Genomic DNA, 12,576 nt, shown 5'->3' on the forward strand with positions numbered 1-12,576 from the left:
GCCTAGGGCACATCGTCAAGGCATGTTGTTGAGCAGTTAGCTATCTAGATTCAAATATTTATAAGGTCAAAATTATGAAAGCGTTACATTTTGGTGCAGGTAATATCGGTCGTGGTTTCATTGGTAAGCTTCTTTCTGATGCTGGTATGAAGGTTACGTTTGCTGACGTAAATGAAACGGTTGTAAATGCGTTAATTGAACGCCAAGAATACCCAGTTAAGATTGTTGGCGAAGAGTGTGTTGTCGAAGTTGTTAAGAACGTGACAGCAGTAAACTCAGCGACAAGCGCAGTAGTAGATTGCATTGCTGAGTCTGATCTTGTGACGACTGCAGTGGGCCCTACGGTTCTTAAAATCATCTCTAAGTCTATCGCTCAAGGCATTGAAAAGCGTGCAGCAGCAAACAACACGGCACCAATGAACATCATCGCGGCAGAGAACATGGTTCGCGGTACTAGCCAATTAAAAGCAGCAGTGTTAGAGCACCTTTCTGATGAAATGAAAGCCTTCACTGAAGAGCACATTGGCTTTGTTGATTCAGCGGTCGACCGTATTGTGCCACCGGCAGAAGCGGGCGAAACAGATCCTCTAGCGGTAACGGTTGAAACGTTCAGCGAGTGGATCGTAGATCAAACACAATTCAAAGGTGAGATTCCAAACATCCTAGGAATGGAATGCACTGATAACCTAATGGCTTTCGTTGAGCGTAAACTGTTCACGCTAAACACAGGTCACTTGGTAACGGCATACCTTGGTGTGCTTGCAGGTCATGAGACTATTAAAGACTCTATCGAAGATGACGTAATCCGCGCTGAAGTAACAGCGACGATGGAAGAGAGTGGTGCGGTTCTGATTAAGCGTTACGGCTTTGATCCAGAAGCACACGCTGCCTACATCCAAAAGATTCTAGGTCGTTTTGCTAACCCGTTCCTACGTGATGAAGTAGACCGCGTTGGTCGTCAGCCAATTCGTAAACTGAGCCCGCAAGACCGCCTAGTTAAGCCTCTAAACGGTACATTAGAGTACGGCCTACCGAATGCTCACCTAGTAAAAGCAATCGCTGCTGCGTTCCATTACAAGAACGAAGACGACCCACAAGCGGTTGAACTTCAAGCAATGTTCGCAGAAAAAGGCTTTGCTGAGACATTAGCGCATTATTCTGAGCTGAATAGTGACTCAGAAGTTGTTAAACTAGCGGAAGAAGCTTATCTAGCATTGAAATGATAAACCATCAAAGTGCCACACCAGTGGCACTTTCTTATTGTCGAGCCGTTATGCCAATACAAACAAGCCATGAAACTGAATTACTCGAAGCCCTTTCGGAAGCTGAGAGTGCTAGCGCCTGCCTAATGGCTGCTTATGATGCATTGGACGACACGGTAGATGCCGTATTAAAAAACATCTTTAAGAAAGACGACACTGCAATTAAGTTCGTTGTCGAGCCACTTCTCAACAGTGGTGGGCCGTTAGGCGAGATCATGATTCGTGCTAAGTTGCTACTCGGACTTGGCGTGATCAGTAAAGAACTCTACGACGATCTAGAGGTTTTCGTTACCTTGAAAGAGTGGGCGAAAATACAGGGTGAAGACACCAGCTTTACAGAAGTTGATGTGATATTTGAGCTCAACAAGGTGCACGCGATTCAGCGTATTATGCCTATCGAATATGACGCGGAGATGGTGGAAACCATGTCTGGCCCAATGCTTGAAATGTTCTTGGGGCGACATAATCAAAAGGTGAAGTCGACGATCGTATTAGCTATCACTGACATTATCACTACCTTGTGCCGAGATAACGCGCTGAGCTCTTAGCTCTAGTTTGCAGCCCTGCTTATCTTGTTTCACACCCTACATATCTTGTAGTTGTTGGTTCGTTTCAATACAAAGATTAAAATGATGGCGGTTTCTCTCGTTGGAGAAATCGCTTTGTTGTTTTTGTGCTTCTAAAAAATATCCGAAATATCTTCCCATTAAATACAAAAGCAGCAGGCACAAAAAAAGCCACATTCAGTGGCTTTTTCTATTCAAGACGCTCTCTTTATAAAAACGCCCTGCTATTCAAGACTATAGGAATTATAGGTCTTGGATGTTCTCAGCTTCTAGCTCTTGGAAGTAGCGTAGAGTCTTAACTTTTAGCTCTTGTTGAGCTGGCTCATCAGCAACGATGATAGCTTTACGGTGCATCTGTAGAGCTGTAACAGTCCACATGTGGTTTACAGAACCTTCGATAGCCATTTGAAGCGCTTGAGCTTTGTTGTGGCCTAGAGAAAGGATCATCACTTCTTCTGCATCTAGAAGAGTCGCAACACCGATAGTTAGTGCGTATTTAGGAACTTGGTTGATGTCGCCATCGAAGAAACGAGAGTTCGCGATACGAGTGTCTTCAGTCAACGTTTTGATACGAGTGCGTGAAGATAGAGAAGAACCTGGTTCGTTGAATGCGATGTGACCGTCGATGCCTACGCCGCCCATGAACAGGTTGATTTTGCCGTATGAACGGATTTTCTCTTCGTATGCTGCACAGTGAGCATCGATATCTTCAGCTTTGCCGTCTAGCAGGTTGATGTTTTCTGCTTGGATATCAACGTGGTTGAAGAAGTTCTCGTGCATGAATGTGCGGTAAGACTCTGGGTGGTTAGGGTCGATGCCAACGTACTCATCCATGTTGAATGTTACAACGTGCTTGAAGCTAACTTCGCCAGCTTTGTAAAGTTCAATTAGCTCAGCGTAAGTAGTTAGAGGTGTGCTACCAGTAGGAAGACCTAGTACAAATGGACGCTCAGCCGTTGGAGCGAACTTGTTGATTGAATCTGCGATATGACGAGCAGCCCATTTACCTACTTTAGCTTTGTTGCTTAATGGAATAAGTCTCATTGATTTTGCCCCTAGAAATAAAATTTTATAGTGTTCTGAAACATTAATTCGCATTATAAAATAAGTTATCCAGTTCCGCTATTGTTTTAGGTCAAGTTTTTGCTTTTTTCGTCGTAACTGTGACTGGAACTCTCAAAATTGCACGATTATTGTATGGATATTTGGTGGCGTTAAACAAGATTAATACGTTTGTCATATACAGCAATGTTGATCTAATTCAGCACCTGAAAGGGTTGGTGTGTTTCTATACCTTGATACGATTATTGCAATAATGGCATCGCTCGAACCATTGACGAATTTTGGTGCATTAACGTGTTTCGAGTATAAACAAGCGTTGAGCGTATAGTTGAAACTAGAAAAATAATGATGGCAATGGAGCGCTATCGTGATAAAAGACAGGGGCAGGATGAAGAACGATGAATCTCAGTGGGATGAATACCCATAAGATTGAACGAGAGCTGTGTTTTAGTCACGCTATCGCTATGAATTGTATATAAATATTGGTAAAAATGGATAGGTTGGCTAAACTTACCAATTACAAAGAAGATGTGTGTTTGAAGGCAAAAAAAAGCCCAAAGTGATGAGGTATCACTTTGAGCGATTTTACTAATCTTCTAACACTAACTCACTTTCGTATTCTTCCCTAGATACGTCGCCGCGTTTGCAGCCGTTTAGGGTGTGAAAGCGACGGCGTCCACGAGCCAGTTGAATGTACTTCAACCAAACACGCTCTAACTTGGACTTTGCCTTATGAGGGTGAGACAACACTTTAATGAAGTGTTTTTCTTCTGCATTGATTGGTGCTAGTTCACCAGTTTCAAGTGCAAGCATAGTGTCACCAAACAAGGTTAGGATTTCCTCTTCTGAAAGAGTAAAATCACCCGACTTAGCGAACCCTCTCGGGAATTTAATGGTGTCATAAAAACGTTTTTTTCCGTGTCGGAATTCGGTCTCAGACATATCAGCCTCAGTAATGTGGTTAGATAGAAATTAGTGTTTATTGCTCACGCGAAAATATTGTTAAAAGGCTAAAATAGGAAACAAAATGTTTTTGCCTTTACGATAAACAATCCTAGATCGGCTAGTTAGCAGATTTATTACAGAGATGTATTTGATGGATGTGAAAGTATTTAGAACCTTTCTTGAGGTTGCAAGGGTGCGCCATTTTGGGCGTGCAGCTGAAAACTTGTATTTAACACAAGCGGCGGTGAGTGCGCGGATCAAACAGCTTGAAGGCTATTTTGATACTCAGCTCTTCATTCGTGACCGCAATAACATCAAACTCACATCTTCCGGTGAACGTTTGATTGGTTATGCCGAAGTGATGGTGTCCACCCTACAACAAGCCAAATTTGAGCTGTCGTTAGAGAGTGGTAAAGCCTTGCAGTTAACGCTGGGCGGCACGCCGAATATTTGGGATGCGTATCTGCAAAACTGTTTAAGTGTGGTAACCGACTCTTTTGGTGGTTACGGCTTTATGGCAGAGGTGATGGGGCGCGAGCAACTGAACCGTAATTTGTTAGAACGAACCTTAGATATGGCTTTCGCGTTCGATCAGATCAAAGCAGAAGAGCTGAACTGTAAAAAAGTCGCTGACTTGGTTTTGGTGTTGGTATCAACGCAGCAAGATGATCTGGAATCTGTATTTCAACATAAGTATGTTTATGTGGATTGGGGAACGCGCTTTGGTTCTGAACACGCAGAACGTCACCCTAAAGTGCCAGCACCGTACCTACGTACCTCTACAGCCCGTATCGCCCTCGATTTCATTTTAGAGAAAGGCGGCAGTGCGTATCTTCCGGTGTCTCTAGTCGAACCTTTTATCGATTCGGGTCAGCTGCACAAGGTGAAAGGGGTTGAAGACTGGTATCTCCCAATTTATCTGAGCTACCGTAAAAGCAGTACCTCGGTTGATGCGATCATGCAGGTTGAGAAGTTGGTTAATGAGATTGACCCATCGACGGCTTACACATTGCAGCAAGCCGCTGAACAAGCACCTGAGTAACGGCATTCGCGGTAAGCAGTGGCTTTGCTGATTAGATTCAATAAAAAATGGCTCCCAACTAATTGTATAGTTGGGAGCCATTTTTGTTTTAAACCAGAAATGTACTTCTTTTCGGAACTAGAGATCGTTTCTAATTCCATAAATATCGTTTAAGCCTGGTATGTGTAGCCTTTATTAAAAGCCCTATAGGTTCATTAGATTCTCAATAGACTCTTCAAGAGAGCGTGACATGTACGAATGGATTTGATTGCCATCCGTTGCGTCAATCTCGATCATAGAAATCCCGTTGTCCGCTTTGTCTTCAAGAAAGCTTAGAGACTGCTCGACTGATTGACTGGTGAGAACCTGTTGATTTGATAAAACAATACGACATGTGTGTAGAACCATAGCCTTTTCCTTTTTATATTCGATAGGTCTCTGCATCTTGGCGTGCTAAGTACCGATCGTTGACGTTGTGAGAAGAATGCCCTCTCTAGGTTAAATTTAGTCGAATTGAATAAAATTAAAACCCTTTTTTGTGATTTATCTGACCTTCGCTTCCGAAAGTGGCTAGCGACAATGGTGGTTCACGGTAAACTTTTAGGTATCGGATCAAACGCTATGGTAAGTGGGAAGAGTACGGCATGTCGAAAAAGATCAATCACAACAGCAGCTTAACCAGTGAGCAGTGCCATTTGGCTCGATATGCACGAGATGCTCGCTTTGATGGGATGTTTTTTACAGCGGTGAAAACGACAGGAATTTTTTGTCGCCCGATTTGCCCAGCCACACCACCCAAAGAAGAAAACGTCGAATATTTTTCCCATCAAGCTCAAGCATTGAAAGCGGGATATCGTCCTTGTTTACGTTGTCGACCAGACAGCGCACCTTTTTCGCCGGCTTGGAAGGGCGTCGAAACCACTTTCTTACGTGCGATGCAGTTGATTGATAATGGCGCTCTGAATTCAGGATCTATCGTCGACCTTGCAACGCGGTTAGGTATTTCAGATCGTTATTTACGAACCTTATTCGACAATTACATCGGCGTGTCACCCAAGCAATATAGCCTGTACAGTCAATTGATGTTTGCCAAGCAGTTGCTGCACACCAGTAGCATGAGCATTACTGATGTCGGCTTTGCTAGTGGCTTCAATAGTACGCGCCGTTTTAATGATGCCTTTCAAAAAGAGCTGCAGCTTTCGCCAAGCCAAATTAGGCGAGCGAAGCCAAGTGACACTCAGAGTAATCATATTCAGCTTGGTTTTCATGGACCCTTAGATTGGAACCACTTGTTGAGGTTTTATCGACGAAGAATGATTGAGGGCTTAGAAGGCGTTGGCGAAGATTATTATAAGCGCACGGTAAATGTGAACGGGTCAAAGGGTTGGTTCAAGGCGACTTTAGCCAAAGATAACCGCTTGGATATTGAATTCGAGTTGGATGATATAAGCCAATTAAGAAGCTTGATTGCGAATATCCGCCGTATGTTTGATCTTGATGTCGATATTGCCAAGGTTGAGACGTTCTTTACGACTATCGATCCTAACTTGGTGGCTAAGAGTGGTATCCGTATTCCTGGCGTGTGGAGTGCTTGGGAGGCAGGCGTGAGAGCGATTCTAGGACAGCAAGTTTCGGTAACCGCGGCGATTGGTCAGCTTAACTTATTGGTCAAAGAGCTTTCTGATGAACATGAGAAAGCCAGCTTCCCAACACCAAAACAGATAGCGGACGCTGATGTTAGCTTCTTGAGAATGCCGGGAAGCCGCAAAGAGACCCTAAAGCGTTTTGCCGAATACATGGTCGACAATGAAGCTGAGCATCCTTCCAAATGGATTGAGCTAAAAGGGATTGGGCCTTGGACTATTCAATATGCACTGCTTCGCGGGTTAAGCGAACCTAATCATCTGTTGGTTGGTGACTTGGTGGTGAAGAAGTTTATTGAGCATCGCCCCGCCATCAACACGGAGAGTGTTTCGCCTTGGGGTAGTTACGCCACGTTCCACTGTTGGAATCAGTCTTAATCGGAATACTAAGTTAGGAGATATCATGGACAACCGTTTTACTTACTATGAGAGCCCATTGGGAACCGTGACGTTACAGGCGAACGATGAAGGCTTGCTCGGCCTTTGGTTCGAGACACATACCACCAAGCCGGAACCGTTGGGTGTTCAAGATGATAGCTTTCCGATCTTTGCATTGGCTATCGAGCAGCTTAATCGCTATTTCTCGGGCGAAGCTATTCAGTTTTCTGTGCCGATTGCAGCCAAGGGCACGCCATTTCAGCAGTCGGTTTGGCAGGCGCTGACGACCATTCCTTATGGAGAGACTTGGAGCTATGCACAACTGGCCGATGCGATAGGCAATCCGAAAGCCGTTCGTGCTGTGGGTTTGGCGAATGGCAAAAATCCGGTTTCAGTGATTGTGCCGTGTCACCGTGTGATTGGTAAAAACGGCAAACTGACGGGTTATGCAGGTGGCGTAGAACGTAAACAGCACTTATTGGTGATAGAGGGAAGAGAGCAAGACTAGCAAGCGATTTAGCCATGAGCCTGTCGAGATGCTGGCTGAATATCTCGTACTACTTAATGGTGAAGGCGAGTGGTTCTTAAAATATGACTTTGAATTAAAATCAACGCTTTCTGGGAAATATCGATTTGGTTGCATATTCTTTGACTATGTTCTCTAGGCAAGGATGCCCAAATGAATAGATTCCCCTTACTAATATCTGGCTGCAGCTCTGCATTATTTGACAGGTTGTTTAACTGATACCAGCCGACCTTTCGAGGTTCCACAGCTTGCTCTGTTCAAAGGTATGTATGAGAACGCAGATAATGACAGTTATCTACTTTTTGAATCCGGGCAAGTGACTTATCAAACAACGGATAATTCCGTGACTCGAACCTATCGTGTTGATGATGACTTGATCACCATTGAATTCAATTCTGGAAGCAGCCGAACTGACTCTAGACTAGTGATGCGCATTCAACAGAAGGGCGAGATGCTAACTTGCAACCAATGTCCAGCGATACAATTGAGTAACGTCTGGACACTTGTAGATAAGCCTGTGAAAGACAGTTCGAACTAGAAAAGATCTCCGAATTAGAAAAGATCGCCATTAAGCCATAGGTGTGCAGCGATACTGACGGCATAGCCAATCATGATCACTGGCATCCATTTCAAGTGGCCAAAGAAGGTGTATTTGCCATGCGCCGCGCCCATTAACGCCACACCTGCCGCACTACCAATAGATAACAAGCTGCCGCCAACGCCTGCGGTTAAGGTGATCAGTAGCCAGTTACCCATCGACATTTGAGGTTCCATCGATAACACGGCAAACATCACCGGAATGTTATCGACAATCGCAGATAAGATCCCCACCATGATGTTGGCCCAAATTGGATCCCATTGGCTATACATCACGCCAGAGGCAAGCTCCAAGTATCCCAGTAGACTCAAGCCACCTACACACATTACCACGCCGTAGAAGAACAGCAGAGTGTCCCATTCGGCATGGGACACTCTTCGAAATACATCAAAGGGCACGACTGAACCGAGTCGCTTCAATGCCCCCCCATCATTGTTGGCAATCGCCACCGCTTTTTTCTTCGCCAGTGAATTTGGTAAGGTCTTACGCAAGAAATAACCAAAGAACTGTAGATACGCCAGCCCCATCATCATGCCCATTACTGGAGGGAAGTGGAGTACGGCATGGAAAGCAACCGCAGTGCCGATGGTCATGATGAACAACAACACGATGCGTCTTGCACCGCGTTTTAATTCAACGTGCTGATGCACCGTGTCGGGTTGGGTTGTGGGAACAAAGTAAGACATGATCATTGCAGGGGCGAGGTAATTCATCACTGAAGGAATAAATAAGGGAATGAATTCACTGAAGCTCACATAACCAGCCTGCCACACCATCAACGTTGTGATGTCACCGAATGGGCTGAACGCGCCGCCAGCGTTAGCGGCTATCACGATATTCACACAGGCTAGGTTAACGAATTTAGGGTTAGATCCTGCGACTTTCAGAACCACGGCGCACATCAATAGAGCTGTGGTGAGGTTGTCGGCGATCGGTGAGATAAAGAAGGCCAGAATACCGGTTAGCCAGAACAGAGAGCGGAAATTAAAGCCTTTGCCCACCATCCACGCTTGCAGCGCATCAAACAGTCTTCTCTCTTCCATGGCGCTGATGTAGGTCATGGCGACGAGTAGGAAAAGTAACAGCTCAGCGTATTCCAGTAAGTTGTGTTCGAGTGCTTGCTTAGCGACTTCAACAAGGTTGTGTTCTTGGTAGATAAAACCAATGATTATCCAGATCAGTCCTGCTGCAAGTAACACTGGCTTAGATTTTCGGAGCTTTAGGTACTCTTCCATCATCACCACGATGTAGGCGACAACGAAAATGGTCAGGGATAGGTAGCCAGCGAATGAGTTGGTGAGCTTGAGTGGTTCTCCCAACTGAGAAGTGGCAGCACCTGCTACCGAAGAAAAGAGTAACAAAGAGAGAACAGCAGAAAGCTGGATACCTAACATGGATTACGCTCCGAAGTTAATAAGTTATTAACACGGGTAAAAGAGTAGACCTAAATAACCATGTGCAGTGTGATAGATATCTTAATAATTCAATAGATTATAATGAAAGGAATAGACTGTGATGTGAACGAAATACGGTCTTACATACTCAAAATTACTGTCTTCCACACTTAAGTTAAAGACTAAAGACCAAAGACCAAAGAAAAAGCCCTACCGGACTCAGTGCCGATAGAGCTTATTCGAAATTGCCAACATTATGCAGCATTGAGATCAAACGTCAGTGTTTGTTCTGCTGCACATACTTCAACAGGCCAGCCATAGGATTGGTATTCAAGCGCAAGTTTGTCCGCTACTACGCGAGATACTGTTGCAGTGATCCACATGCCTTTGCCCATTACTTGATATTTAAGCGTTCTCATTTCCATAGTCATCACCGTTCTCCTTCTATATTGGCTGCGCGAAGTCTATAGCACCTCTGAGGGCTGAAATTTCGAATTAAGCTCAAATTCTTTATAAAATGGCTCACTGTTTGCGCTTGGCTCAAAACTCAATCAACTAAGGGAAAACGGTTGCGTTCTGGAGGCAAAATCACTTTTTAAGTCTCTGTATTATAATCGAATTAAAATTGACCAGAAAAACAATGTAAGAGATCTCTTACAGCATTATCAGAGATCGCACTAGGTAAAAACTTCTCACTAGAAGCCAGACTTGTGTGGCGATTGTGTGCGTTTTTGGTTGCGCTGTTGAAGCAAGATTTTTTAGTTTTGTATGTGAAATATTCTAATTTATTTAGCGTATGGTCCTGCTTTTAAATCCAAATCACAGTTTTATATGTTGCTGTGCTTCTTTTATTTAAACCGATACGCTATTTGATTTTGGTCATTAACCTTTCGAACATTAGTTTGCACTATCTATACGTGTTCTGTTCCACATAAACGAGATGTATAGAGGTCCTTATGACTAATCCAACCAAAACCGATCGTAAAGTCACGATCGGCAGCTATATCGCACTCGCGTTCGCGATGGTGTTCTTTTCAGGCTTAATGCAGTCCAATGAATGGTATGGAGTGTTCGATTTTACAACGCTCAACGGTTCATTCGGTAAGGTCGCTTACGATGTGAGTGAAACGGCCGATGGTATTCAAGCGGCAACGACGTCACTGCGTGGTAAAGGCGGTAGTGGTGCTCGCGACGGTTTCATTTTTGCTTTGACACTTATTCCGACTGTGATGTTTGCACTGGGTATGATCAACGTACTTGAGCACTACGGTGCACTGGATGCGGCTCGTAAACTACTGACACCTCTGCTTCGCCCTCTGATGGGTATTCCGGGTAACTCAGGCTTGGCACTGATCGCGTCTTTGCAAAGTACCGATGCTGGCGCAGCGATGACACGTCAGTTGAAAGATGAAGGGCATCTCACTAAGCGTGAAACCGATGTGTTCACCATGTTCCAGTTTACGGCGGGTGCGGCGATCGTTAACTTTTTCTCTTCAGGTGCGGTGCTGTTCACTCTAACCGCGATGGACGGCTCTTTAGCGGTGACATCGTCAATTGGTTTGGCTGTCGCTGTGATGTTTATCTTTAAGTTTGTCGGCGCGAATCTGTTCCGTATTTACCTCAACATTACTGAAGGCAAAGAAGACAAACCAAAATCAGACAAAGAACAAAAACTGGAAGAGGAAGTAGCATAATGAGCGAAGTTAAAGCAAAGAAACCAATGGTTACTGATATTTTCGTTGAAGGTGCTAAGAAAGGCTGGGTTATTGCGACTACCTCTACGGTACCGAATGTTCTGATGGCGTTTGTGATCATCAAGGCGTTGCAGATAACGGGTGCGCTGGATTTGATGGGCAGTGTATTTGCTCCAATCATGGCGGTATTTGGTTTACCGGGCGAAGCGGCAGCGGTATTGATTGGTGCGTGGATGTCGATGGGTGGCGCGGTGGGCGTGGTTATCACGCTGTTTGACCAAGGTATTCTGAACGGCAACCATATCGCTATCTTGGCGCCGGCTATCTACTTGATGGGCTCTCAAGTGCAATACATGGGTCGTATTATGGGGCCAATTGGTACTGAAGGTCGCTACATCCCGGTGATGATCGCGATTTCGGTATTGAATGCGTTTGGTGCAATGTTCTTGATGAACATTATTTTGTAACGTGACTTTTAACAGTTAGCTGCGAATAGCTTTTAGACGTTACAAAAAAGGAAACCCCGTTTGGCTTTCACCAAACGGGGTCTGTTCTTTTCGTAGCCATCCTGCTACTGCGCGTTACTTATCTTTCAATAGGTAACTGGTGCTCCCTGCATCGTTCCTTGACGTGGCTAAATCCTTTAACCTATCCAATTCATCGCCGTCCTAGCGGTGTCCTTACTAACTCATCATCCTGACAAGTGACTCTATCCTAGAGCATAACTTCCTTACTGATAACTCATCCTAAGCCATCAAATCTTCATCCTGAAGATACCTAATCCGTTAGGCTTTTTCCTGTTCCTGCCAACTCCCTGTCGACATGTGTATTAAACACTGCAGAGGCTTTGCTCACAATCCACCTCAAGAAATAAATGTACCCGCTGATCGAAAGAAATATGCGTGGATTCATACAAAACAAGGGCTTGGGTTTGTATTTTAGGAATTTTCTGCGAAGCTTGATTGTGATCTCTTACGTTCGGTGTGAGAGATCTCTTACAAGTGCTCGGGCGCGATTTTCATTTTATCTCGGCGGGTGTTGTCGAACAGATAACAAAGAACACTGAGTAAACACAAAATAATAGGGAAATATGATGGTTACAGCACTTTACGCAGCCTTGCTGACGGTCGTAATGATTTGGTTAGCAATAGAGGTGATCAAGCAAAGGCGAATCAATCTTGTTGCTCATGCTGATGGCGGTGTCGAGTCGTTACAGATAGCACGTTCGGCACAAAGTAATGCTATGGATTACATCCCAATCACCGTTATTTTGATGGGATTGTTAGAGATGAATGGCGCCGGTGTGTGGCTGATTCATGTCATTGGTGTGGCGTTTATTCTGGGGCGTGTGATTCATGCGAAAGGGATCTTAGCGAAGAACTTCAAAGGTCGAAAAGTGGGTATGGTGTTAACGCTTATCTGCATGATCTCTTTGATTGTCCTAAACTTAGCTTACCTACCTTTTGATAAAATGTTCTAGGGAGCAT

The 12,576-nt window shown here is 44.5% G+C and carries 13 protein-coding genes and 1 pseudogene; 9 read left to right on the top strand and 5 right to left on the bottom strand.

Going from position 1 to position 12,576, the window contains the following annotated elements; genetic code table 11:
- Positions 1 to 74: 74 nt before the first annotated feature.
- Both AB4375_RS09500 and AB4375_RS09505 read left to right on the top strand, forming a co-directional pair.
- A complete protein-coding gene (locus AB4375_RS09500; protein ID WP_372051436.1) occupies positions 75 to 1,223 on the top strand; it encodes a mannitol-1-phosphate 5-dehydrogenase in 1,149 nt (382 codons plus the stop codon).
- Positions 1,224 to 1,273: 50 nt separating this feature from the next.
- The gene (locus AB4375_RS09505; protein ID WP_198592367.1) at positions 1,274 to 1,810 is read left to right on the top strand and encodes an MltR family transcriptional regulator; all 537 of its coding nucleotides are present in this window, start codon (positions 1,274 to 1,276) and stop codon (positions 1,808 to 1,810) included.
- Between the two features lie 261 nt (positions 1,811 to 2,071).
- Here AB4375_RS09505 and nagB read toward each other — a convergent pair whose 3' ends face one another.
- Positions 2,072 to 2,872, bottom strand: coding sequence for a glucosamine-6-phosphate deaminase (gene nagB / locus AB4375_RS09510; protein WP_017057618.1), 801 nt, complete (start codon positions 2,870 to 2,872; stop codon positions 2,072 to 2,074).
- Positions 2,873 to 3,478: 606 nt separating this feature from the next.
- Positions 3,479 to 3,832, bottom strand: coding sequence for a DUF413 domain-containing protein (locus tag AB4375_RS09515; RefSeq protein ID WP_017061517.1), 354 nt, complete (start codon positions 3,830 to 3,832; stop codon positions 3,479 to 3,481).
- Between the two features lie 154 nt (positions 3,833 to 3,986).
- Between AB4375_RS09515 and AB4375_RS09520 the strand changes: the two genes are divergently transcribed.
- Positions 3,987 to 4,877, top strand: coding sequence for a LysR family transcriptional regulator (locus AB4375_RS09520; protein WP_017061518.1), 891 nt, complete (start codon positions 3,987 to 3,989; stop codon positions 4,875 to 4,877).
- 183 nt (positions 4,878 to 5,060) lie between these two features.
- Here the strand turns inward: AB4375_RS09520 and AB4375_RS09525 are convergent, their stop codons facing one another.
- Positions 5,061 to 5,264, bottom strand: coding sequence for a hypothetical protein (locus AB4375_RS09525; RefSeq protein WP_017072361.1), 204 nt, complete (start codon positions 5,262 to 5,264; stop codon positions 5,061 to 5,063).
- A 236-nt stretch (positions 5,265 to 5,500) separates the two neighbouring features.
- Between AB4375_RS09525 and AB4375_RS09530 the strand changes: the two genes are divergently transcribed.
- The 3 genes and pseudogenes from AB4375_RS09530 to AB4375_RS09540 all read left to right on the top strand — a co-directional run bounded on the left by AB4375_RS09530 (position 5,501) and on the right by AB4375_RS09540 (position 7,941).
- Entirely contained in the window at positions 5,501 to 6,877 is a 1,377-nt protein-coding gene (locus AB4375_RS09530; RefSeq protein ID WP_017061520.1) for an AlkA N-terminal domain-containing protein, read from the top strand.
- Between the two features lie 25 nt (positions 6,878 to 6,902).
- The gene (locus AB4375_RS09535) at positions 6,903 to 7,385 is read left to right on the top strand and encodes a methylated-DNA--[protein]-cysteine S-methyltransferase (protein WP_017061521.1); all 483 of its coding nucleotides are present in this window, start codon (positions 6,903 to 6,905) and stop codon (positions 7,383 to 7,385) included.
- Between the two features lie 171 nt (positions 7,386 to 7,556).
- Positions 7,557 to 7,941 (top strand): annotated as a pseudogene (locus AB4375_RS09540) (hypothetical protein).
- Positions 7,942 to 7,955: 14 nt separating this feature from the next.
- On the opposite strand, the gene nhaD reads toward AB4375_RS09540, so the two are convergent.
- Positions 7,956 to 9,395, bottom strand: a complete 1,440-nt coding sequence (gene nhaD / locus AB4375_RS09545) for a sodium:proton antiporter NhaD (RefSeq protein ID WP_372051437.1) — start codon at positions 9,393 to 9,395, stop codon at positions 7,956 to 7,958.
- 254 nt (positions 9,396 to 9,649) lie between these two features.
- On the bottom strand, positions 9,650 to 9,826 hold the full coding sequence (locus AB4375_RS09550) for a hypothetical protein (protein ID WP_017061524.1): 177 nt from the start codon (positions 9,824 to 9,826) through the stop codon (positions 9,650 to 9,652).
- 525 nt (positions 9,827 to 10,351) lie between these two features.
- Between AB4375_RS09550 and AB4375_RS09555 the strand changes: the two genes are divergently transcribed.
- The 3 genes from AB4375_RS09555 (at position 10,352) to AB4375_RS09565 (ending at position 12,569) form a co-directional block, all read left to right on the top strand.
- A complete protein-coding gene (locus AB4375_RS09555) occupies positions 10,352 to 11,089 on the top strand; it encodes a nucleoside recognition domain-containing protein (RefSeq protein WP_017061525.1) in 738 nt (245 codons plus the stop codon).
- On the top strand, positions 11,089 to 11,556 hold the full coding sequence (locus AB4375_RS09560; protein ID WP_004737023.1) for a YjiG family protein: 468 nt from the start codon (positions 11,089 to 11,091) through the stop codon (positions 11,554 to 11,556). Before AB4375_RS09555 ends, AB4375_RS09560 begins: the two co-directional genes overlap by 1 nt.
- A 626-nt stretch (positions 11,557 to 12,182) precedes the next feature.
- Complete coding sequence (locus AB4375_RS09565) at positions 12,183 to 12,569, top strand: MAPEG family protein (RefSeq protein WP_004732742.1); 387 nt, start codon at positions 12,183 to 12,185, stop codon at positions 12,567 to 12,569.
- Positions 12,570 to 12,576 lie beyond the last annotated feature (7 nt).

Source organism: Vibrio sp. 10N.261.51.C6 (genome assembly GCF_041471785.1).
Lineage (GTDB): Bacteria > Pseudomonadota > Gammaproteobacteria > Enterobacterales > Vibrionaceae > Vibrio > Vibrio crassostreae_C.